22 protein-coding genes, 2 tRNA genes and 1 riboswitch are annotated in these 21,480 nt (G+C 66.6%); of the genes, 8 read left to right on the top strand and 16 right to left on the bottom strand.

The features are described from left to right. Nucleotides 1–50: 50 nt before the first annotated feature. From VGV58_RS11435 to VGV58_RS11485, 11 genes are all read right to left on the bottom strand, one after another. Nucleotides 51–1,700: a tetratricopeptide repeat protein gene (locus VGV58_RS11435; RefSeq protein ID WP_326874143.1), complete on the bottom strand. Its 1,650-nt coding sequence runs from the start codon at nucleotides 1,698–1,700 to the stop codon at nucleotides 51–53. Beyond that, complete coding sequence (locus VGV58_RS28860) at nucleotides 1,681–2,022, bottom strand: hypothetical protein (protein WP_414643945.1); 342 nt, start codon at nucleotides 2,020–2,022, stop codon at nucleotides 1,681–1,683. The genes VGV58_RS11435 and VGV58_RS28860 overlap by 20 nt, the downstream gene beginning before the upstream one ends. Nucleotides 2,023–2,091: 69 nt before the next feature. Continuing rightward, on the bottom strand, nucleotides 2,092–2,304 hold the full coding sequence (locus VGV58_RS11445) for a helix-turn-helix transcriptional regulator (RefSeq protein ID WP_326874144.1): 213 nt from the start codon (nucleotides 2,302–2,304) through the stop codon (nucleotides 2,092–2,094). Nucleotides 2,305–2,360: 56 nt separating this feature from the next. Then, a complete protein-coding gene (locus tag VGV58_RS11450; RefSeq protein WP_326874145.1) occupies nucleotides 2,361–2,687 on the bottom strand; it encodes an NIPSNAP family protein in 327 nt (108 codons plus the stop codon). A 107-nt stretch (nucleotides 2,688–2,794) separates the two neighbouring features. Beyond that, nucleotides 2,795–4,018 (bottom strand): MFS transporter, encoded by a 1,224-nt coding sequence (locus VGV58_RS11455; RefSeq protein WP_326874146.1) that lies wholly within the window; start codon nucleotides 4,016–4,018, stop codon nucleotides 2,795–2,797. A 171-nt stretch (nucleotides 4,019–4,189) separates the two neighbouring features. Next, nucleotides 4,190–5,149, bottom strand: a complete 960-nt coding sequence (locus VGV58_RS11460) for an ABC transporter substrate-binding protein (RefSeq protein WP_326874147.1) — start codon at nucleotides 5,147–5,149, stop codon at nucleotides 4,190–4,192. 43 nt (nucleotides 5,150–5,192) lie between these two features. Further along, nucleotides 5,193–5,939, bottom strand: coding sequence for an ABC transporter permease (locus VGV58_RS11465; protein ID WP_326874178.1), 747 nt, complete (start codon nucleotides 5,937–5,939; stop codon nucleotides 5,193–5,195). Between the two features lie 97 nt (nucleotides 5,940–6,036). Beyond that, nucleotides 6,037–6,133: riboswitch (TPP riboswitch) on the bottom strand. 53 nt (nucleotides 6,134–6,186) lie between these two features. Next, nucleotides 6,187–6,834: a TenA family protein gene (locus VGV58_RS11470; protein ID WP_326874148.1), complete on the bottom strand. Its 648-nt coding sequence runs from the start codon at nucleotides 6,832–6,834 to the stop codon at nucleotides 6,187–6,189. 89 nt (nucleotides 6,835–6,923) lie between these two features. Beyond that, complete coding sequence (locus VGV58_RS11475) at nucleotides 6,924–8,096, bottom strand: hypothetical protein (protein ID WP_326874149.1); 1,173 nt, start codon at nucleotides 8,094–8,096, stop codon at nucleotides 6,924–6,926. 244 nt (nucleotides 8,097–8,340) lie between these two features. Continuing rightward, nucleotides 8,341–8,739 (bottom strand): VanZ family protein, encoded by a 399-nt coding sequence (locus tag VGV58_RS11480; RefSeq protein WP_326874150.1) that lies wholly within the window; start codon nucleotides 8,737–8,739, stop codon nucleotides 8,341–8,343. 88 nt (nucleotides 8,740–8,827) lie between these two features. Continuing rightward, nucleotides 8,828–8,902, bottom strand: a tRNA-Asn gene (locus VGV58_RS11485). 192 nt (nucleotides 8,903–9,094) lie between these two features. Here VGV58_RS11485 and VGV58_RS11490 point away from each other — a divergent pair. After that, nucleotides 9,095–9,168 (top strand) — tRNA-Cys (locus VGV58_RS11490). 41 nt (nucleotides 9,169–9,209) lie between these two features. On the opposite strand, the gene VGV58_RS11495 is transcribed toward VGV58_RS11490, so the two are convergent. Together VGV58_RS11495 and VGV58_RS11500 are read right to left on the bottom strand one after the other, a co-directional pair. Next, nucleotides 9,210–9,716 (bottom strand): hypothetical protein, encoded by a 507-nt coding sequence (locus tag VGV58_RS11495; RefSeq protein WP_326874151.1) that lies wholly within the window; start codon nucleotides 9,714–9,716, stop codon nucleotides 9,210–9,212. Nucleotides 9,717–9,822: 106 nt separating this feature from the next. Then, a complete protein-coding gene (locus VGV58_RS11500) occupies nucleotides 9,823–10,134 on the bottom strand; it encodes a hypothetical protein (protein WP_326874152.1) in 312 nt (103 codons plus the stop codon). A 216-nt stretch (nucleotides 10,135–10,350) separates the two neighbouring features. Here VGV58_RS11500 and VGV58_RS11505 point away from each other — a divergent pair, with 216 nt between their 5' ends. Further along, entirely contained in the window at nucleotides 10,351–11,451 is a 1,101-nt protein-coding gene (locus VGV58_RS11505) for a hypothetical protein (RefSeq protein ID WP_326874153.1), read from the top strand. Between the two features lie 202 nt (nucleotides 11,452–11,653). Continuing rightward, nucleotides 11,654–12,778 carry a helix-turn-helix transcriptional regulator gene (locus tag VGV58_RS11510; protein ID WP_326874154.1) on the top strand — a complete coding sequence of 375 codons (1,125 nt, stop codon included), beginning with the start codon at nucleotides 11,654–11,656 and terminating at the stop codon, nucleotides 12,776–12,778. Between the two features lie 19 nt (nucleotides 12,779–12,797). On the opposite strand, the gene VGV58_RS11515 is transcribed toward VGV58_RS11510, so the two are convergent. After that, the gene (locus VGV58_RS11515) at nucleotides 12,798–13,787 is read right to left on the bottom strand and encodes an OmpA family protein (RefSeq protein ID WP_326874155.1); all 990 of its coding nucleotides are present in this window, start codon (nucleotides 13,785–13,787) and stop codon (nucleotides 12,798–12,800) included. 203 nt (nucleotides 13,788–13,990) lie between these two features. Between VGV58_RS11515 and VGV58_RS11520 the strand changes: the two genes are divergently transcribed. The 3 genes from VGV58_RS11520 (at nucleotide 13,991) to VGV58_RS11530 (ending at nucleotide 17,142) form a co-directional block, all read left to right on the top strand. Beyond that, a complete protein-coding gene (locus tag VGV58_RS11520) occupies nucleotides 13,991–14,632 on the top strand; it encodes a protein-L-isoaspartate O-methyltransferase family protein (RefSeq protein ID WP_326874156.1) in 642 nt (213 codons plus the stop codon). A gap of 240 nt (nucleotides 14,633–14,872) precedes the next feature. After that, a complete protein-coding gene (locus tag VGV58_RS11525) occupies nucleotides 14,873–16,270 on the top strand; it encodes a TolC family outer membrane protein (RefSeq protein ID WP_326874157.1) in 1,398 nt (465 codons plus the stop codon). A gap of 293 nt (nucleotides 16,271–16,563) precedes the next feature. After that, the gene (locus VGV58_RS11530; RefSeq protein ID WP_465247882.1) at nucleotides 16,564–17,142 is read left to right on the top strand and encodes a PopZ family protein; all 579 of its coding nucleotides are present in this window, start codon (nucleotides 16,564–16,566) and stop codon (nucleotides 17,140–17,142) included. A 3-nt stretch (nucleotides 17,143–17,145) separates the two neighbouring features. Here VGV58_RS11530 and VGV58_RS11535 read toward each other — a convergent pair whose 3' ends face one another. Continuing rightward, the gene (locus tag VGV58_RS11535; protein ID WP_326874159.1) at nucleotides 17,146–17,361 is read right to left on the bottom strand and encodes a hypothetical protein; all 216 of its coding nucleotides are present in this window, start codon (nucleotides 17,359–17,361) and stop codon (nucleotides 17,146–17,148) included. A 10-nt stretch (nucleotides 17,362–17,371) separates the two neighbouring features. Continuing rightward, nucleotides 17,372–17,857, bottom strand: a complete 486-nt coding sequence (locus VGV58_RS11540; RefSeq protein ID WP_326874160.1) for a pyridoxamine 5'-phosphate oxidase family protein — start codon at nucleotides 17,855–17,857, stop codon at nucleotides 17,372–17,374. 130 nt (nucleotides 17,858–17,987) lie between these two features. Here VGV58_RS11540 and dps point away from each other — a divergent pair, with 130 nt between their 5' ends. Next, nucleotides 17,988–18,467, top strand: a complete 480-nt coding sequence (gene dps, locus VGV58_RS11545) for a DNA starvation/stationary phase protection protein Dps (protein WP_326874161.1) — start codon at nucleotides 17,988–17,990, stop codon at nucleotides 18,465–18,467. 135 nt (nucleotides 18,468–18,602) lie between these two features. Further along, on the top strand, nucleotides 18,603–21,431 hold the full coding sequence (locus VGV58_RS11550; RefSeq protein WP_326874162.1) for a valine--tRNA ligase: 2,829 nt from the start codon (nucleotides 18,603–18,605) through the stop codon (nucleotides 21,429–21,431). Nucleotides 21,432–21,480 lie beyond the last annotated feature (49 nt).

Genomic DNA, 21,480 nt, shown 5'->3' on the forward strand with positions numbered 1-21,480 from the left:
TTGAGTTCCGGGCGTTGGGATGCGGAAGGATTCGCGATTATCCGGCTCTTTCAAGAGTCGGTGCGAGTGTCGGTGACGGCGAACCCGGCCTTTTCCAGGCCCTCCGCGATATGAGCGATGTAATCTTCCTGGAACTTTCGCCCGCGCCAATCGGAATAGAATTCAGCGGCGTAATTGGGCCTCAAATGGCGTAGGATTCGAAGATGCGTCTCTGCTCTGGCCGCGTCACCGAGCTGCCCGCAGACTGCGGCCAGCATGACATGCATGAAATAATATTTCTCATCGATGCTGAGGTTCGAGGCCAGCCGCAAGGCGCCCTCGTAATCGCGTTGGCGATATAGCTCCAGAATCGGGACACCGTACGACATCGCCGGATGGTAGTGCTCGCGCGCGTTGGCGCATCGCACGAGTTCGGCCCCCTCTTCATAGCGACCCATGACATAGAGCCGATTGCCCAGCGTCAATTGGTGTTCCCCGGATCCCGGGTTCAGGTCTATGGCCCGCCGGCCGGCCCTTTCGAATTCCTCGAACTTCCCCATGGCAAACAGCACTGTCGAGCGCATGCTGTGAGCCAGAGCCGAGTGCGGTGCGATGCGGACCGCTTCATCGGCCATGCCGAGGGCTTCCTGCAGGATCCTGCCGGCTTCAGCCGGTGGGGCGTAGAGCCCCCGAATCTCGTTCATCTGGATATAGGACAGCATCGCCCAGGCGTCCGAGTAAAACGGCTCATCTCTAACCGCTGCCTCGAGACATTTCCGGATATCCTTCTGCTCGGCGTCGTCGAGATTCGCCAGGTACGTGACGGCGTGCACGACACAGCTATAGGCATCCTGATGCTTGTCGGGGTGGAGCTGGCGCTCATTCACATTGATAATGCCCCAGCGCTGCCCGATCGCCCTCGCGACGGCTTCGCCGACGACCTTCTCCGCCGCCATCATCGAGGACGCTCCGGCGGATTCGATTTCCTCGCGCGACGCCAGAATGAGCCCTGACCGGTGCTCGCTCAGTATCCATTGGCATCGCAGCGTTCGTTCCTCGACGTCGGCCGCGATGTCGAGGATATAGATGCTGCCCGCCCCGCTGGGGCGCAGGGACGCTACGAGCTCCTCAAATGATCTGTGAGGCTCAAGACCGGCGATACGCAGGCCGTGATAAGGGACAAGAGCAGCAACGACCGAGCGGATTGTGCGAGACGATGCTTCGCGGGACCCGTCGCCGGCTGCCGACCTCACCACGATGATCGGGATCTTGTGCTCGGAGCCTTGCTGGCCTGCTTCAGGCCGCGCCTGCACGGGCATCGGCCGAAGCCCCGCCCGGATCAGTATCTCGTTGCTGCCCGAAGTCCCGGTCGCTTTCGCCTGACGACGCTCGAAGCGCGGTACGTATCCGCCAACCGGCAGATGAATCGCCACGTTCTCCGCAGCGCCGTCAACAGCGTAATAAAGGGCCAGTGCCGAACGCAGGCGGGTTGCCTCGTTGCGAACGACGGCATCCTTGGCGGGGTCGAAGTCGACGCCTCTGCCGAAGACATCGACCGCGATGGCATAGGCTTTCAGTTGGCCGCTTTTCCCCTCGATGGTCTTCTCGACGACATACCGAAGGAAGCGCGCACCTCGTTCGGAAATGCGAACGCTGTGCGCATTCAGCAGGCTGTCGAGTGCCGATGCGATTTCCTTCTCTTCAACGCCGTCGATAGGCATATCGCTGCTGGGTCCACGCTACCATGCGCCCCGGATGCGAGGAGCCAATTGCCTCAGGGCGCAGTTTTCTTTGCCCAACCACGCTTTGCTTCACTGCAGCATAACGCTCGGCGTTCCACAATCGCCCCCTGAAACTCTCGGCTATTTTGCTCGCGGTCGCGGCGAAGGAGCTCGCCATGATCAGGTTGATCACCACCGTCAGCACGGCGGTCCAGAACAGGTCGGCGAAGGGCAGGATCAGCGAGAAGGGCAGGGCACCGAGGATCGAGAACCAGGCGACGCTGGTCTGGCCGCGTGGCACGATGATGAAGGTGACGAGCAATGGCCTCTGGCCGCCGCCGGGGAAGATGCCCTGCGCCAGCCGCTGCCGGCCGCCCGGAGCTGTTGCCGCTTAACCGAGACGTGATTGCTCGCGAAACTGGCGCGGTGTGACGCCCGTCATCCGGCGGAAGGCGCGGCTGAAATGCGCGGGGTCGGTGTAGCCGGAGGAAAAGGCGACATCGATGATCCTGCAATCGGTGTCCTGCAGCAGCCGGCTGGCATGCTCGTATCTGACGGTGTCGAGGCTGCGTAGCCGCAAGGGCTTCAACTCAACTGACAGCAAGGGCGGCATCGCCCCTGCTGCTTTTGTCTTGGCATAGGCAATCGTCTGCCGGGCGCCTACTTGACCGCGGAGAAGGCCGTCGGCGCCAAGATCTGGCTGACGATATTCTCCGTAATCTGGCCGTCCGCTTCGCTCTTGGTGCGCGCTGCGGTCCAGTCCGGATCAGTCGCAAACGCCGTCCATTTCGTCTCGCGCTCGGCAAGCGATTCCCACACCAGGAAATAGGTCAGCTCCTGATTGGACGCCCCGATCAGCGTGGTGAAGAACCCGGCTTGCCGGATGCCGTGCTTGTCCCACAGCTTCAGCGTGGCCTTCTCAAAGCGGTCGAGCAAGGCCGGAAGCCGGCCAGGCAGGCAGCGATACACGCGCATTTCGTAGATCATCGAAAATCACGTCCTATCGGTGTTCTCGGGGCACGCAATTTGCCGCAACGATGGCCTGCCCCGATTGAATGGCCGGGCCTCGCTCCCGCTGGCGCCGGTCGCGACTTCTATGCCCGCTTGTGCTCCACCTTCGGCAGGAACCAGGCCAAGAGGCCGATCGCCGGCAGGAAGGCGCAGAGGCGGTAGACCGCCTCGATGCCGATCCAGTCGGCGACTTCGCCGAGGATCGCCGCCGCGAGGCCACCGAGGCCGAAGGAGAGGCCGTAGAACAGGCCGCCGATCAGGCCGATCCGGCCCGGCATCAGCTCCATCGCGTAGATCAGGATCGCGGCGAAGGAACTCGCCATGATCAGGTTGATCACCACGGTCAGGACACCGGTCCAGAACAGGTCGGCGAAGGGCAGCATCAGCGAGAAGGGCAGGGCGCCGAGGATCGAGAACCAGAGGATGCGGTTGCGGCCGACCCTGTCGCCGATGATGCCGCCGGCGAGCGCGCCGACCGCCGCGGCGGCGAGGAACAGGAACAGCATCAGCTGCGAGCCCTGCACGGAGACGCCGAACTTCCCGATCAGATAGAAGGTGTAATAGGAGCTGAAGCTCGACGAATAGGCGTTCTTCGAGAACAGCAGGATCACCAGGATGGTGATCGCGAAGGCGATCTGGCCCTTGGTATGCGCGGGCGTCGCGGGCGCAGCCGCTGCGACCTTCGCGGGCTTCAACGCAGCGGCGGCAGCGGCCGCCTTGCTCAAGGCGGCATAACGGCGCGCCGTCCAGACCATCAGGATCATGGCGAGCAGGGCCGCGGCCGAGAACCAGGCGACGCTGGTCTGGCCGCGCGGCACGATGATGAAGGCGGCAAGCAGCGGGCCGAGCGCGCCGCCGCTCTGGCCGCCGACCTGGAAGATGCCCTGCGCCAGCCCCTGCTGGCCGCCCGAGGCGTTACGGGCCATGCGGGTCGCTTCCGGGTGGAAGATCGAGGAGCCCAGGCCGACGCAGGCCGCCGAGATCAAGAGCAGGGCATAGCTGCCGGCATAGGCGAGGCCGATCAGCCCGGTCAGCGTGCAGCCCATGCCGACGACCATCGAATAGGGCATCGGGTTCTTGTCGGTGTAGTGGCCGACGACCGGCTGCAGCAGCGAGGCGGTGATCTGGAAGGTCAGCGTGATCAGGCCGATCTGGCCGAAATCGAGTGCATAGGCTGTCTTGATGATCGGGTAGATCGCCGGGATCAGCGACTGGATCATGTCGTTGAGCAGATGCGTCGCGCTGAGCACGAACAGCACCGGCAGGTCGGCGCGGCGGGTGGAGGCGATCGGCTGGCTGACGTTCATGCGGCTGATTTCACCGGGTGCAGCCGAGATGGCCGGCGAAGGCCCGCCGGGTGACTGCGAAGTCGGCTCATAGCATCGCGATCGGCTGTAAACCCAGAGCCAAGCGCACAGAGCCGCCCTGATGTGGACGCGGGATGGGGCGGCAGGTCAGCCCGCCGCCGCCGTCGGCGGTTACTTCACCTCGCCGGCGATCTCGGTGAGCGCCGGGGCCTTCTGGATCAGCCCACGCTCGACGAGGAAGGCGCCGAAGCGCTCATAGCGGCCCTGGTCGAGGGCGCGTGGCCGCTTGGCGAAGCGCGGCAGCGTGTCGATCCAGGCCTGGCGGTTGAGGGCGTCGTCGAGATCGGGATGGGCAGCGATGAAGAGCTTCCAGGCCTCCTGCGGGTGGTTGGTCAGGTAGAGCGCCGCCTTCTCGATCGCGTCGAGGAAGCGCGGCAGGCGGCTGTCATTGAGCCCATTGCTGCGGGTGATCAGGATCAGCTCGTCATAGGCGGGAACGCCATGCTCCTCGGGATAGAAGGCCGTGCCCGGATGGCCTTCGAGCTTCAGCTGCGTCAGCTCGAAATTGCGATAGCCGCCGATGGTGGCATCGACCTTGCCGCCGATCAGCGCGGCCGAGAGGGCGAAGTTGACGTTGACCAGCTTGACGTCGTCGAGCTTGAGGCCGGCCTTGGCCAGCATCTGGCCGAGCAGGGTGGTCTCGGTGCCTGAGACGGCATAGCCGACCGTCTTGCCCTTGAGGTCGGCGAGAGACTTGATCGGCCCGTCGGCCTTGACGATGACGCTGTTGAGCGGCGTCTCGACCAGCGTGCCGACGCGGACGATCGGGATGCCGGCGGCGTGGTCGAGATAGAGATTGGGCTGGTAGTGGATGCCGATATCGGCCTGGCCGGCGGCGACGAGCCGCGGCACGGCCGAGGGGTCGGACGGCGGCACCATGGTGACCTCGAGCCCGGCTTCCTTGAACAGGCCGAGCTTCTGCGCGACGACCAGCGGGGCATGGTCCGGATTGACGAACCATTCGAGCATCACGGTCAGCTTGTCGGCGGCACGGGCCGGGCTGGCCAGGCCGGCGGCCAAGGCAAGGCCGGTGGCGAGGAGGGCGCGTCTGGAGAGGGCGCGGAGGCTCATGCGGCGAAATCCTTCTGCGTGATCGGCTTGAAACGGGGAAGCGTCACGGCTCGCTCGCCCAGGGAAGCAGGCGCGGGCCGAGCGCATCGACGAGATGGCGCAGGACGAGGCTGAGCACGGCGAGCACGGTCATCGCGGCGAAGACCGTGTCGGTCTGCATGCGGGCATTGGCCTGGACCATGACGAAGCCGAGCCCGGCGGAGGCGCCGACCCATTCGCCGATCACCGCGCCGAGCGGCGCGAGCGGAGCCGCGACCCTGAGGCCGGTGAGCAAGGCGGGCATCGCCAGCGGCAGGCGGACATAGCGCAGCGTCTGCCAATGCGTCGCGGAGGTCAGTGCGGTGGCGTCGATCAGTTCGGGATCGGTCCGGCGCAGGCCGTCGGTGAAGGCGGAGGCGACGGGGAAGAAGATGATGATCGTCGCCATGATCACCTTCGAGCCCATGCCGAAGCCAAACCAGACGACCAGCAATGGCGCGATGACGAAGACCGGAAAGGACTGCAGCACGAGCAGCACCGGCCAGATGAGGCGGCCGAACCGCGGCAGCGCCACGATGGCGAGCGCCGTCAGCGCGCCGAACGCCGAGCCCAGCACGAAACCGAGCGCCATTTCGGCGATGGTGGTGAGGCTGTGGCCGAAGAGGAAGCCGGGCTGGCGCTGGAAGGCCAGAGCGACATCGAACGGCGAGGGCAGGATGTAGCGCGGCGGCTGGAACAGCCAGATCGCCCCCTGCCAGGCCAGGAGCAGGACGAGGATGGTGCGCAGCGCCGGAGCGAGCGCCGCCGTCACCGGCCTTGCGCCGGGAACCAGGCTCCGCTCTGTCTCGCCGCGCGTCGTCAAGGTCCGCCTTTCCGGGGGAAGGCGGGCGCGGGGATAAGCGTCGAATCGGCTGCCCCGAGCGACTCCCTCCGCCAGCATGATCTGGTTCAGGTTCGAAGGGTGCTTCTCAGCTCGCCTTGCGGCGAACGCCCCCGTCTCTCGATCGCCCTTGTGACAGAGCGGCCAACGGCTGTCACGCCATACTCAGAGCCCGAACTCAGGCCTCGTCCGCATAAGCCGAGTCGAAGAAGGCCTTCTCCAGCGCGATGGTGCGCAGGAAGAAGTCCCGGCTCGTTTCAGCGTCCTGCGGCCCGACGCGGTCGAGTTCGGTTCGGAGGAAGCCGACGAAATCGCGGAAATCGGGATTGTCGTGCAGGGTGATCCACTCGGCATGGACGAAGCTGGCCGGCAGCGGCTGCGAGGCCTGCTGGGCCCAGTCGAGATAGAGCCATTCGGCGACGACCAGCACGGAGAGGGCAGCGGCATAGGAGCGGGTCGCCGCGGCCTCGCGCATGATCGCCTTGAAGCCCGCGGTGGGCTTGGTATCGGGCGGAGCGGTGCGATCCTGCTCGCTGACGCCGAGCGCCTCGAAGGAGCGCAGGAAATAGGTGTTCTCCTCGCCGCTGACCATGCCGATGAAGCGGCCGAAGCGGATGCGCGCCTCGAAGCTGTCGGCGCCGGCGAGCGCCGCGCCGAGCAGGGTCAGGAAGCTGTCGAGGAAGCGATGGTCCTGGATCAGGTAGCGGGCCATGACCGCATCGGACACCGACCCGTCCAGCAGTTCGCGGACGAAGCGGTGACCGACGGATTGCGACCAGGCCGGCTGGCTGGCCTGGCGCAGGGTCTCGGTGAAACGTTCGGTCATTAGGTCGGCCTTTCGCTGATCGGCCCTCCCTAACAGGGCCGCTGCCACGCGGGAATGCGCGGCGGCGGCAGGAGACGGCCGCGCCAGCGCTATTTCAGCCGCCCGGCGACGATCTTCGCCAGCTCGCCGACGCGCGCCTTTGCTTCGGCGTGGAGTGCCTGGTCGCGCTCGCCGCCGGAGACGCGGACATCGACCGTGGTCAGGCCCTTGCGGATGTGGATGCGATTCATGATGTCGAGCGCCGCCTCGTCGCCGAGCCCTGCGACCGGCGTCTTCGCTTCCGAGACCTTGATCGCGCTCTGGAACCAGCGCTTCGACAGGTCCTCATTGGCTGCGACATTGCGGACGCTGACCTGGATCTGGTTCAGCTCGATCGTGCGCTTGCCGTCCTTCTCGACCGTGCGCTTGGCGTCGAACTGGCAGCCGATCGGGTTCGGCAGCGCCTCCTGCCGATTCTCGCGGCTCTCATGAGTGATCTTGCCCATCAGCTTGCGCGGCTCGCTGATCGTCATGCCGGGGAAGGCGGCCTTGACCTCTTCGGGCGACAGCAGGGCGCAGGCGTCCGGCCATTGCTCGACCGGGGCGACGGAGGAAGGGCGGGTGTCGGCCGGCACGGTCACTGCACTGTTCGTCGCGACCTGCTGGGGTGTATCGACCATGCCGGCGCCGCCCTGCCAGCGCGCGGCGGCCTGCCTGGCGAGCGCGAGCGCGTTCGGCGTGGTCTGCTCGGAATAGAGGTCGAGCGAGACGGCATAGATCAGGTCGTCCTTGCGGGCGCGGATCACCACGCTGGAGGAGCTGGTCTCCAGGAAGGCCTCGTCGCCGACACCGCTTAGCGGTTCGAGCTTGAGCGTGATCTTCGGATCGGCCGCGACCTTCTCGCGCGTTCCCTTGATCGAGGCGAAAGCCTGCGCCGGGGTCTCGCGGCCCTTGGCGATGCCGTCCCAGCGGATCACCGTGATCGAGGCGAAGCGGGCGAACTCGAGCTTCGAGGTCGAGCTCGGCAGCTTCACCGAGTACATGCAGCTCTCGGCATATTGCGGGCCGCGATAGATCGGGCTCAGCGTCGGTCCCTTGGCGGTGATCGGGCGGCTGGGGAAGAGCGCTTCCAGATCGGCCTGCGGCAGCAGGCGGCAGGCGTCGGGCGCCTTGCCCGGCGCGGCGATCGGCTCGGTGGCGGGTGCTGCCGGTGTGGTCTGGGCAAAGCTTGGGCCGGCGAGCGCCAGCAGCAGCGGGGTCACGAGCACGGAACGAGCGAGCATCGGATCGGGTCTCCAGGGACGGGCGCGCTGCGGGCGATCGCGGCTGCGCCGTTCGGGGACGCGTCAAGCTAGGGGCGATGGTGGCGCGATCATGGCGCCGCACCGGGTGGTGATAATGATTGCTGACAAGGGCTGTCAGGCAGGAGGGCGGCCAATCTGGGCCGTCAGCACGCTGGTCATCCGACCGAAACGCCGGTGCAGCGGCGCTTTTCGCTAGCGAAGCGCTGCGCGAGGGCGCCGGGAATCAGTCCGGGCGGCGGGCGACCGCGAGAGCGACGCGCTTTGACCAGAGCCGCTCGCACAGGCTCACGACGGCAAGCCCGCTGACGCCACCCATGATCTTGACCAGCGCATCCAGCGCGCGGGCATGCCGGCTTGCTTCGAAATGCTGGGCGATCTCGAGCCCGGCGGCGCCGGCAACGATGCAGACGAGAATCGCGCCCTTGCGCGACGGGTAGGCGGTGGCGAGTGCCGCTGCGGCGACCAGATAGGCGATGAAGCGTTCGAGCTGCGGCCCCATATGCGCAAGATGCGGGCGCGCGCCGATAGGCGACAATGTGGCGAACACGACGAGGGCAACGGCGCTCCAGCCGATCAGCGCAGCCCAGCGACGTACGGAAAGCTCGCTTTCGAAGAACCGCATCGCCGCCTTCTGCGCTTGCCGCTGCACCATTCCGTCCCAGGAAAGCAGAAAGGGCCCAAGCGGTCATCGCTCAAGCCCTCGAAAATGCTGGCTCCCGGAGCAGGATTCGAACCTGCGACCAATCGATTAACAGTCGATTGCTCTACCGCTGAGCTATCCGGGATCGGTGGGGGGCGTATAGCGACGCTCCCGGCCGGGTGCAACCCCTTTGCTGGCATCTGACCGGAGAAAATCGTGGGCAAGCGATCTGCCCTATCGTCAATTCACATTGGCGCGAGAGTTTCGGTTGCGGCGCGCCGCGGCATGTGGTTATAGGCCCAGCCGTGGAGCGCGCTTTCAGTGACGCTCCCTGGATGGCCTCGTGGCGGAGTGGTTACGCAGAGGACTGCAAATCCTTGCACCCCGGTTCGATTCCGGGCGAGGCCTCCAAATCTCACCACGGCGACGGTCGATGCGCCGCGCGCTGGTGCTCAGACCCAATAGACCAGATAGAGCACCGCCAGCGCTCCGCCTAAGAGCAGGCTGAACTTGCCTGTCCGGCTGCGCAGGAAGGCCTCGACCGCGCGGGCGAGCGCCGCAAGCGCGAAGGCCGCGGCGATGAGCGATCCGACCGAGAGCGCGGTGAAGGCGATGACCTTCCAGGCCGGGGCTCCGCCGGAGATCAGCAGCCAGTCCACGACGATGCAGAACGCCAACAGTTTGAGCGCGGCGTACCAGCGCTCGGCCCGTGCCGGCGGCTTGCTTGTCGTTGCCCGTTTGCGGGGACGCGACGGGGCGGAGCGGCCAGGAGAGCCGATGGCGGGCAAAGCTGCGGGCGCCCTGTCGGGGATTGCCCGGATATCCCGGGCCCAGTTCTCGGACATCCGAGCCTGATCGCGGAGGATCTGGTCGTTGACCTGGTTCAGGTCGTGAAAGAAGCGATCCTGCCGGTTGATGTCCGGGCTCTTGTAGGGATCTTCGCCAGGCGCGTACCACATGCTCGGCCCCCGTCGTTCGGTTCTGTCGCAAATCCTCGATATCGGCAGTCAAACGAAGCTTGCGGGCCGCAGAGGTGGTTTCGGCAGCGTGGGCAATGCCGAGCGATCAGCCGGAACGGCGTCGCCTGACGCGTTCGACCAATCCCAGGCACCAGTGAGCGAAGCGCGCCATCGGCCGCTGCAGCGGCGGCACGTCGGCGGCCAGCAGCATCAGGCCGAGCGGCAGCATCCAGGCGCCGAGAATCGGCAGGAACGAGAACACGCCGCCGATCAGCAGCGCGAGTCCGGCCGGAATCCGGATCAGGCGGGAATCGCGATGGCGGAGCCAGCGCATCGCTTTGGCGAGGCGGGGAGGGAGCTCGGCCTCGATCCGCTTGAAGGCGACCCTTAGCTCCTGTCTTGCGGATGGGTAGTGCATGTCCCCTCGATCGTCGTTGCCCACAGCAACGCACAGCGCGCGCCATGGTTCTCACGGCTGTAGCCGGCAACCATGCGCGCTTGCTGCCCGTTGCCCGCAACCGCGGATGTCGTGGCAAATGGGGTTCCGAAAGCGGCACTGACACCCGCAAGGCGGCGGGACCGAGCGCCGAGCGGCCAAATGCCGCGCGGGTGCCGACAGGAGCGGGGGGGCGAGATGGGGTGGAAGGACCTGGTCCGCAGCGTGCGTGACAAGGTGCTGGGCGGGCGGGCTGCGCCCGAGCCGGCAGAGGAACTCACCAACTACGAGATCCTGCTCCGGGACTACGATCTGCACTCGCTCTTCCTGCATGACGAGATCCCGCGCCTCTATGGCGAGCGCGATGCGATGCGCCGGGCCTGGCAGGAGCGCGATTTCGCAGCTTATCGCATCGCCTTCGAGGCAGCACGGGCGCAAGGCGACCTCGCCGAGAATGGCAAGCCGCGCTATCTCCTGGTGAAGGACTGGTTCCTCGAGGAATTCACGGCGATCCCCGACAGCGACGATGCAGGACCGCGGCACGAGGCGCTGCTCGACGGCTTCGCCAGCTATTTCCGCGAGGATCCCTCGCCCTTCTCGGCGGCGACCTATGCCGATGCGCTGCGGGTCACGGCCTATGCTTGGCGCGGCACGGCCTGCGCCGCCGACGTCAACATGGATCAGGCCGATCAGTTTCGAAAATTCCTGCGCCAGGCGGATGCGGTGCTGGACAGCCAGCCCGATCCGGAAGACTTCTCCTGGCGTGCCAGCGATTTCCGGCGCGGGGCCGAGACCGGCTCCTTCAGCGAGTACCAGCGCCGGTTCGAGGCGGCGTGGGCGCTCGACCGCTACAATATCGACCTGTGTCGCAACTTCGCCCGGATGATCATGCCGCGTTGGCTCGGCCGCGACGAGCACGACCTCGAGGTCTTCGCCCGGCGTGCCGCCGAGCTGACCAAGGATCGCTTCGGCTATAGCTTCTACGCCCTGATCCAGGCGGCCAATACCGAGGTCGGCGAGCATGAGATCGAGGACACGCTCTGCGATCCCGTGCTGGTCAAGCAGGGCTTCGAGGATCTCCTCGCCCGCTTCCCGGCGCCGAGCAACTTCAACCTCTATGCCGACATGCTGGAGTGGATGAAGGATACGCAGGCGCTGGCCGACCTGCTCGAAACCCGCTTCCGCACGATCGTTCCGGAGATCTGGTACGGCGACACGATCGACGACAAGTTCGTCTACGCCTTCGAGACGCTCCTGGAGGCTGACGAGGTGCTGAAGGCGCGCCGGCCGCCAGCGTGAGGGCGGGTTGCGAAGTCCTGACGGATGACGTTGGGGAAAATTTGCAATCGTTGCATGACTTTTCGGGCTTTGCGCCGCCGGATCATGAGGTTAGCCTGATTCTCCGGCCAGCATTCCGCGGCCGGTGCCGTAGCGGACGTTGCCTGGCCGAGGGGGAAGGTCGGTGCGCGCCGGCAAAGCGCGTGGCTGGCCGAGGACTGAGATGGCGCGGGCGAATCTCGACGTGGTCACCGACGCCGTCGACGGGCTGCTGGATGCGGCTCTCGACTTCCGCCAGATGTCCGGGGCGATCGAGCAGGTTCGCCATCTCTTCGACGGCTCCAAGATCTGCCTCGGGTATTTCGGCCCGAATTCCCATCCCGACGACGCGATCACCAACGCATCCGACCCCGATCTCAATGCGTTCCTCTATCGCGAGCTGATGCCGGACGCCGCACGTTTCGCCGCGCGCGTGGCATCGGTGCCGATCGGCTCGGCCTACCGGGACCAGATCCTGTTCGGCGAGGACTTCCGCGACAGCCGCCTCTGGCGCGAATGGATGGCGCCGCAGGATATGTATGGCGGGATGGCGAGCCGCGTGCTCGATATCGACGGTTCCTTCTGGATGTTCGACATCCAGCGTGGCCGCCGCCAGGAGATGTTCGACGCGTCCGAATTCGCGCTGTTCGAGCGGGTGGCGGGAGTGATGCGGCGCGTCACGCTGCTGCATCACCAGCTCGGCGGCATCAGCATCGAGCGCGAGATGGCGCGGCGGGCGCTCGACGAACTCTCGCTCGCTGTCATCATCGTCGACCGTGCCATGCAATTCGCCTATGCGAATGCTGCCGGCGACGAATTGCTGGCCGATCCGGCGGGCCCGCTTGCCTTGCGTGGCGGCCGATTGTGGGCCCATGCCGTGTCCGAGCAAAGCGGGCTGAAGGAGCTGGTCGTCAAGGCGAGCGACCTGAGCGGTGCACGAGGGCAGATGCTACTGCGGGCGCGCAGCGGGGAAGCGTGCGACGTTTCGCTCTGCGTCACGCCGCTGTCTGCGGCCTACGCCCTGCCCGGGCGGATGAACGATGTGATGATCGTGGCGCGCCTGCTGGAGCCGGCCGGCGGGGGGCTCACCGCGGCAAGGCAGATGTTCGACCTGACCGAGGCCGAGGCGAAACTGGCGCTGGGGCTGGCTTCCGGCCTGTCCCTGACCGAGCTGGCGCAGCAGCAGGGCATCAGGATAACGACGGCGCGCACTCATCTCGCCCGGATCTTCTGGAAGACCGGCACCCGGCAGCAGAGCCAGGTCGTGGCCCTGCTGCGTGCGGCGGAGTTGCCACTGCGGAGCCGGTAGCGTTGCTCCGATCCATCGTTCAGCGCCGGACCAGCTCGACGCGGCGGTTGCGCGCCCGGCCGGCTTCGTCGGCATTCGATGCCACCGGCTGTTCCAGCCCCTTGCCGAGCGCATTGAGCCGGCTGCGATCGATGCCGTAGCGGGTCGACAGCTCGGCGACGACCGAGAAGGCGCGCATGTCGGAGAGCTTGAGGTTGTAGGCGGCGCTGCCCTGGTTGTCGGTGTGCCCGACGACGTCCAGCCGCAGGGCCGGGCTCTTGCCCAGCAATTCGGCGATCGCCTTGAGCTGCGGCTGCGATTCCGGCTTGATGTCGGCCTTGTCGTAGTCGAACAGGATGCCATAGACGTTGGTGCGGCCGTTCTGGTCGATCTCGCGGCCAAGCTGGCTCGCCTCGACCACCTGGATCTGCCCCGTCTGCATCGCCCCCGCCTCGATGACGCGTGCGATCACCGTCCGGCCGCGGCTTTCATCCTCAGAGAAGGCGAGGCTGACATGGACGGTGCCGCCCGGCCGGTTCAGCCTGGCGTAGAGATAGCGGCCGGTGCCGTTGCCGAAGAAGTTGCGGACGAAATCGCCGAGCTGCAGCTTCGGCAGGTCGGTGGTGCCGTCGAGCGCCAGGCCGAGGAACAGGCCGGGATATTTGCGTCCGTCGCTGAAGCAGGTTCCGGCATCGGTCGAGCAGGTGAAGGGAACCTCGAAGCCGGCTCCGGTCAGGCTCGCCTGGTAGTTGCGCAGAGCCTCGAGGCCGGTGCGGCCGGGCGGAAGCTTGTAGTAGAGCGTGAAGACCTTGCCCTCGACGCTCTGCCAGCCGGCGCCGCTCTGCTCGCGCGAGCTGCGCTCCTCGATCGGGCCGGTGATGATGCGGGCCTCGTCGAAGGCCGCCTCCTTGAAGCCGACTTGCTGCGCGCCCTGGAAGCGGCCGAGGAGGGGATGGTCCTGGGCCAGGCCCGGCGTGGCGAGGTGGCAGGCCAGCATCAGTGCCGGCCAGAACAGGGATCTTGCTTTCATGGCGCATGCTCGCGGTGGAGGGCTCGTCGCCAGGATGGCGGCAATGCCAGCCCATCCGCATCCTTCATTCGGACGAGCTGTCAGCACGGCCTCGCCTCCCGACGCGGGGCGATGCCCGGCCTTGCCTTTTGCCGCGGCCTCGCCCAAAACCCGCGGGCAGGGTCGAGGCGCCCGTCCGGGCGTCTTCCTTCGGAGATTTGAGCATGAGCAGCTTCGCCGATCTGCGGCGCATGATGGTCGATTGCCAGTTGCGCACCTATGACGTGACCGATCGCGCCGTGCTTGCCGCGGCCGATACGGTCCCGCGCGAGGCCTTCCTGCCGGGCGAGCTCGCGCATCTGGCTTATCTCGACCGCCAGGAGCCGCTGCCGGGCACGAGCCGGGCGCTGCCGGCGCCGATGGTGACTGCGCGGATGATCCAGGTGCTCGACCTGCAGCCGGGCGAGGAAGCCCTCGAATATGGCGGCGGCTCGGGCTATGGCGCGGCGCTGATGGCGGCGATGGGTGCCAGGACGACGCTGCTGGAGCCCGACGAGGCTGCTCTGGCGCTGGCGCGCACCGCCTTTGCCCAGCCGGGCGTCGCGGCCGCTGAGCTGCTCGCGAAGCTGCCGGAGCACAGGCAGTTCGACGCCGTGCTGGTCAGCGGTGCCTGCGAGACGCAGCCCGAGTCGCTCTTTCGCCATGTTCGCCAGGGCGGACGGCTGATCGTCGTCGAAGGCGTGGGGCGCGCGGCGCGCGTCATGCTCCACCGCAAGGTGGGCGAATCGCTCTCCGGCAGGCCGGTCTTCGACGCGGCGGCGCCGCTGCTGCGTGAATTCCGCAAGGCAGAGGTGTTCGCGCTGTGAGGGCAAGGCCGGCCTTGAGGCCGGTTTTCCCCAGAAGGGCTAGCCCGTCGGTACTAATCCCGGCGGGAGTGTCGCATTTTTGCGGCAGTTGCGAATTGAAAAGCGGCCGGTTCCTCTCGCATCATTGGCGAGACGAGCTGCGAAGCTTATGATTTTAAATCGAGTGCCGAGGCTGGGGCGATGCCTGGGCGTGACTAGAGTCCGCACAAGAGGCGTCCAGTGATTGTAACGCGACCAACGTTGAAGAAGACCGCGAGCCGCCTGCTGCTCGCCGGCATGCTGGGAGCCGTGACGGGCTCGCCGGTGCTGGCGCAGACGATGGAAGCGGCGCTGGGGCGTGCCTATTCGGCCAATCCGACGCTGAACGCACAGCGCGCCCTGTTGCGCGCCACCAACGAGAACGTGCCGCAGGCGCTTTCCGGCTATCGGCCGCGCATCACGGCCTCGGCCGATATCGGCGCCAGCATCACCGAGAGCGATATTCCTTTCAACGCGCAGAAGAACGGCGCTGCGCACAGCAATTCCGTCTCCCGCCTCAACCCGCGTGGCGGCGGGCTGCAGGTCGACCAGAACATCTTCGACAGCGGCAAGACCCGCAGCTCCGTGAGCCAGGCCGAATCACAGGTGCTGGCGGCGCGCGCGACGCTGCGCAACACCGAGCAGAACGTCCTGCTCGACGCGGCGACGTCCTATATGAACGTGCTGCGCGACACGGCGATCCTCAACCTCAACCGGAACAACGTCGAGGTTCTGGAGGAGCAGCTGCGCCAGACCAAGGATCGTTTCCAGGTCGGCGAAGTCACGCGGACCGACGTGGCTCAGGCCGAGGCGCGCCTGTCCTCGGCGCAGTCGCAGGCGATCCTGGCCGAATCCAATCTCAAGACCTCGATCGCGCGCTTCCGCCAGAATGTCGGTACCGAGCCCAAGCAGCTCGCTCCCGGCCGCCCGGTCGAGAACCTGCTGCCCAAGTCGCTGCCGGCTGCGCTGAACGGCGCCTTGCAGGGGCATCCGGCGATCATCGCGGCGCTGCACGGCGTCGATGCGGCAGAGCTGCAGGTCAAGGTTACCGAGGCGGATCTCGGTCCCACGATCGGCGTGCGCGGCCTCGTGCAGCAGCGCTACGACAACCAGTTCTTCGGCGACAACCGCACCTCGGCCAGCGCGGTGGCGACGCTGACCATCCCGATCTACGAGGGCGGGCAGGTCTATTCACGGACCCGCCAGGCCAAGGAGACGGCCGGGCAGCGCCGGATCGAGGTCGACACCTCGCGCGACACAGTCCGTGCCGCCGTCGTCTCGGCCTGGGGCGCGCATGACGCGGCCAAGGCGCAGATCACCGCCGCACAGGCACAGGTGCAGGCGGCCGAGACCGCGCTCGCTGGCGTGCGCGAAGAAGCCAAGGTCGGCCAGCGCACCACCCTCGACGTGCTGAACGCCCAGCAGGAACTGGTCAGCGCCCGCTCGACCCTGGTCACGGCACAGCGCGACCGCGTGGTGGCGTCCTATGCCGTCCTCTCCGCGATCGGCAAGCTCTCGTCCGATACGCTGAAGCTCAAGGCCGAGCGCTACGATGCGCGCAAGCACTATGATCAGGTCAAGGGCCTGCTCTGGGGCACGCAGACGCCGGACGGACGCTGAGCCTGCGCGCTCGATCATGCCCGTCTGTCGCGGGCATGATCTTCCGTGCCTTGCCTCGTCTCGCGCCCTCGCGTGAAGCTGTATCCAGTTCGTTCGCAGATGCCTTGAAACCGGCGCGCCGCAGCACCGGTGCAACACTCCGGATTTCTCCTGTGGGCCGGCCCCAAGGCGCCTTGCCTGCCGGTTTTCCGGTGAAATACTCATGCAGCGGGGCGCACTGATTCCTTAGGCGTCCTCTGAGTCGAGTGACCGGAATCAGCATGAGCGCGCAGCCCAAGGCCAGTGAACCTTCGATGGAGGAGATTCTCGCCTCCATCCGGCGGATCATCGCCGATGACGAGAAGCCTGCCGCGCCGCCGGAGGAAGCCGCTCCGGAGCCGGTCGCATTGGCGCCGCAGCCTGAACCGGACCCCGAGCCCGAGCCGATCGAGGACGACGTGCTCGACCTCGGCGCCGAGGCAGAGCGCATCGTCGAGGAGACGCCTGCGCCTGTCGCGGCGACTGCGGACGATGTCGACTTCGCCGAGCCGCAGTCCGCGGCATTGCCCGAGCCCCAGCCGGAACCTGAGCCGCCTCAACCCCAGGCCTTCTTCGTGCCGCCGCCGATCCAGCAGCAGCCGATCCAGCCGCAGCCTGCGCCGCCGATGGACATGGCGGCGCTGATTTCCGACCAGACCGGCGCTGCCGTGCAGAACGCCTTCGGCGCGCTCGCCAACACCGTGCTCAGCAACAATGCGCGCACGCTGGAGGATCTGGTCAAGGAGATGCTCAAGCCGATGCTCAAGACCTGGCTCGACGACAACCTGCCGGCCATGGTCGAGCGGCTGGTCCGGGCCGAGATCGAGCGGGTCGCCCGCGGCGGGCGGCGCTGAGACTCAGCGGCGCCGTTTCCGGGCGGGTGCCCGGCGCGGCCCGAACGCCCCACCCTCGTTGAGGCTCTGGATGGCGTAGCCTGCCAGAGCCATCAGCGCGGTCTGCGGGCCGAGCCGCGAAACCAGAAGCTGCATGCCCAGCGACAGAGGACGGGGATAGCGGCCCGACGCCGCTTCCGACGCCACCCAGGCGCCGACCAGGTGAACGAGAAGTCTCATCGTCGCCCCCTCAGAGCAGGACTTTGCGGTTGCTGCCGAGATCGGGCCGCGAGCCGGTAATCGCTGCGGCCGCCATCTTCACCGATGTCACGATCTTGCCGGGGCTGTCCCAGAATTCCGCCAGAGCGGGCCGTACCTTGAGGATGCGGATATTGGGATCGTCCTTACTCTCCCAGAAGGCACGCGCTGCCGGAGACCACAGCTCGGCGACGCGGAGGCGATCGTCGAGCAGGTTGGCCGTGCCGGTGACGGAGACGTATTTGTAGCCGCCATTGTCGCCGAAGCAGAGGCAGACATTCTCGTTGATCTCGATCTCGTCATCCTTATGGGAGCGCAGATCGGTGAGGAAATAGATCGCATCCTCGTCGCGGCGCGGATGGGCGCTCATCGGGCGGGCATGCAGCTGGTCGCCATTGCCGTCATGGCTGACGAGCATGCACAGGCCGATCTCCTCGATCAGCTCCCAGGCGCGGTCCTGGTCGGTCTTTCTGGTCATTGGGGCCTCCTTGTGCGGTTCTTGTCCAACTGGCGCCGGGCCGGTCGGTTCCCGCGGAACGCTTGGGCGGAATCCGCGTTCGAGAGGTCATGCGGCGCCAAAGCACGCGCGCCTGGTCTGGAGTGTCCCCATGAAGAAGCCCGCCTCGCGGATCGACATGCCGTCGAACGCCAAGAACGAAGTGATCGCTATTCTCAACGAGCGCCTGCAGGACGGCATCGATCTGGCACTCGCCACCAAGCAGGCACACTGGAATCTGAAAGGCCCGGGCTTCATCGGCGTGCATCTGATGCTCGACGGCTTTCGTCGGGAACTCGACGAGCATGTCGACACCGTCGCCGAGCGCGTGGCCCAGCTGGGCGGCACGGCGCTCGGCACGACCCAGACGGTCGCATCCGGCAGTAGCCTCAAGCCCTATCCGACGGACATCGTCGCGGTGAAGGACCATCTCGATGCGCTGATCGAGCGCTACGCCGGCACGGCGAACAGCGTCCGCGACGCGATCGACAAGACCGACGAGGCGGGGGATGCCGGCACGGCCGATCTGCTCACGGCCTATTCGCAGAGCCTCGACAAGGCGCTGTGGTTTCTGCAATCGAGCGCCGCCTGAACGCCGACAGGGCCGCCATGCATCGAAATCGTTGACGGGACGCCCGTCCGTGCGCTCTTAAGACCGCAGACCTTTTTGGCTTTCGTTTTCACGGCCGGGGCAGGTTCCCCGGCCGTTTGGCGTTCGAGCAGAGCGATGATGGACAAGACATTCGAGCCGGCCTCCGTCGAGGCGCGCATCAACAAGGCCTGGGAGGAGGCGGATGCCTTCAAGGCGGGGCGCGGGGCTGCGCCCGGGGCCGAACCCTATTGCATCGTGATCCCGCCGCCGAACGTCACCGGCTCGCTGCATATGGGCCATGCGCTCAACAACACGCTGCAGGATCTGCTCTGCCGCTTCGAGCGTCTGCGCGGCAAGGACGTGCTCTGGCAGCCGGGCACCGACCATGCCGGCATCGCGACGCAGATGGTGGTGGAGCGCAAGCTCGCGGCCGAGAACAAGACCGATCGTCGGACCATGGGCCGCGAGGCCTTCCTGGCCGAGGTCTGGAAGTGGAAAGAGGAATCGGGCGGGACGATCGTCAACCAGCTCAAGCGCCTCGGCGCCTCCTGCGACTGGTCGCGCGAGCGCTTCACCATGGACGAGGGGCTCTCGGCCGCCGTCCTCAAGGTCTTCGTCGGCCTGCACAAGCAGGGGCTGATCTACCGCGCCAAGCGGCTGGTGAACTGGGATCCGAAGTTCCAGACCGCGATCTCGGACATCGAGGTGCTGCAGCTCGAGAAGACCGGCTCGTTCAAATGGCAGCGTGGCGGCGAGGAGGCGTTCGACGCCGCCAAGCTAGAGAAGGCGCTGGCCAAGGACCCGAACGGCCACCTCTATTATTTCGACTATCCGATCGAGGGCGTCGCCTACGATCCGGAGGATGCTTCGACCTACATCACCGTCGCCACGACCCGGCCGGAGACGATGCTGGGCGATACCGGCGTCGCGGTTCATCCGGAGAACGACAAGCTCAAGGGCCTGATCGGCAAGAACGCGGTCCTGCCGCTGGTCAAGCGCGTCATCCCGATCTTTGGCGACGACTATGCCGATCCGGAGAAGGGCACTGGCGCGGTCAAGATCACCCCGGCGCACGACTTCAACGACTTCGATGTCGGCAAGCGCAATTCCCTCAGGGTCGTCAATATCCTGGACGGCGAAGCTCGCATCCTGATTCAGGACAATGCCGACTTCCTGGAAGGCGCTGCGCCCGAGGCCGAGACGCTGGCGCTCGACGGCTTCGACCGCTTTGCCGCGCGCAAGGCCGTGGTCGGGCTGATGGCGGCGCGCGGCCTGCTGCGCAAGGTCGAGCCGAACACGCACACCGTGCCGCATGGCGACCGCTCGGACGTCGTGATCGAGCCCTGGCTGACCGACCAGTGGTATGTCGACGTCCAGCCGCTGGCGCAGCGCGCGCTCGCGGCGGTCAGGGACGGCAAGACCCGGATCACGCCGGAAAGCTGGACCAAGACCTATAATGACTGGCTCGAGAACATCGAGCCCTGGTGCGTCTCGCGCCAGCTCTGGTGGGGACACCAGATCCCGGCCTGGTACGGGCCGGACGGGGAATGCTTCGTCGCCGAGTCAGAAGCAGCGGCGCAGGCGTTGGCGCTCGGCCATTACGGCGGGGCAGTCGAGCTCAGGCGCGACGACGATGTGCTCGACACCTGGTTCTCCTCGGCGCTGTGGCCGTTCTCGACCCTGGGCTGGCCTGAGGAGACGGCCGAGCTCAAGCGCTACTATCCGACCGCGACGCTGGTCACCGGCTTCGACATCATCTTCTTCTGGGTCGCCCGGATGATGATGATGGGCCTCAACTTCATGGATGAGGTGCCGTTCCGCGACGTCTATCTCCACGCGATGGTTCGCGACGAGAAGGGCGCGAAGATGTCGAAGTCGAAAGGCAACGTCATCGACCCGCTCGTGCTGATCGACACCTATGGCGCGGATGCGCTGCGTTTCACCTTCGCGGCGATGGCTGCGCAGGGGCGCGACATCAAGCTCGCGACCTCGCGCGTCGAGGGCTACCGCAACTTCGCGACCAAGATCTGGAATGCGGCCCGCTTCGCCGAGATCAATGGCTGCCTGCGGGCGGAGGGCTTCGATCCGGCTGCGGTCAAGCTGCCGCTCAATCGCTGGATCCTGTCGGAGGCGGCGCGCACCGCCGAGGCCGTCGCTGCCGGCATCGAGAGCTTCAAGTTCAACGAGGCGGCGGATTCGGCCTATCGCTTCGTCTGGGGCCAGTTCTGCGACTGGTATCTCGAACTGTCGAAGCCGGTGCTGCAGGCCGAGGAACTGGACGCGGCCGGCACGGCAGCCCGGGCGGAGACGCAGGCGACGGTGGCGCATGTCATCGACCTGATCTGCCAGCTGCTGCACCCGTTCATGCCGTTCCTGACCGAGGAACTGTGGGCGCAGAAGGCCAATGCCGGCGCAGCCCGCACGGTTCCGGCCGGGGAGGCGGGCCTGGTCTGCCTGACGCGCTGGCCGGAGCTTTCGGCGCTCGTCGACGAGACGGCTGAGGCCGAGATCGGTTTCGTCGTCGATCTCATCTCCGACATCCGCTCGATCCGCTCGGAGACCAACGTGCCGGGCGGGACGCAGGTGCCGCTGGTGCTGGTCAAGGCGAGCGCTGCGACGAAGGCTGCGGTCGAGGCCTGGGCGCCGATGATTGAGCGGCTGGCGCGGCTCTCGGCGATCGAGTTCGCCGATGAGGCGCCTGGCCAGTCGGCCCAGATCATCGTGCGCGGCGAGGTCGCGGCGCTGCCGCTGGCCGGGATCATCGATCTCGACGCCGAGCGCGGCCGCCTCAACAAGGAGCTGGGCAAGCTCGACCAGGACATCGTCGCGGTCGAGCGCAAGCTCGGCAATCCCGACTTCATGGCGCGCGCGCCGGAGGAGATTGTCGAGGAGAACCGCGAGCGCAAGGCGGCGGCTGAAGCGCGCAAGCTGAAGATCAAGGAGGCGCTGGAGCGGCTCGCCTGAGCCGCTCTCGCAATCTCGTCACGAAACCGTCGCGCTATTGACGCTAGAG

The sequence above is a fragment of the Allobosea sp. genome, from assembly GCF_035944895.1.
In the GTDB taxonomy this organism is placed as follows: domain Bacteria; phylum Pseudomonadota; class Alphaproteobacteria; order Rhizobiales; family Beijerinckiaceae; genus Allobosea.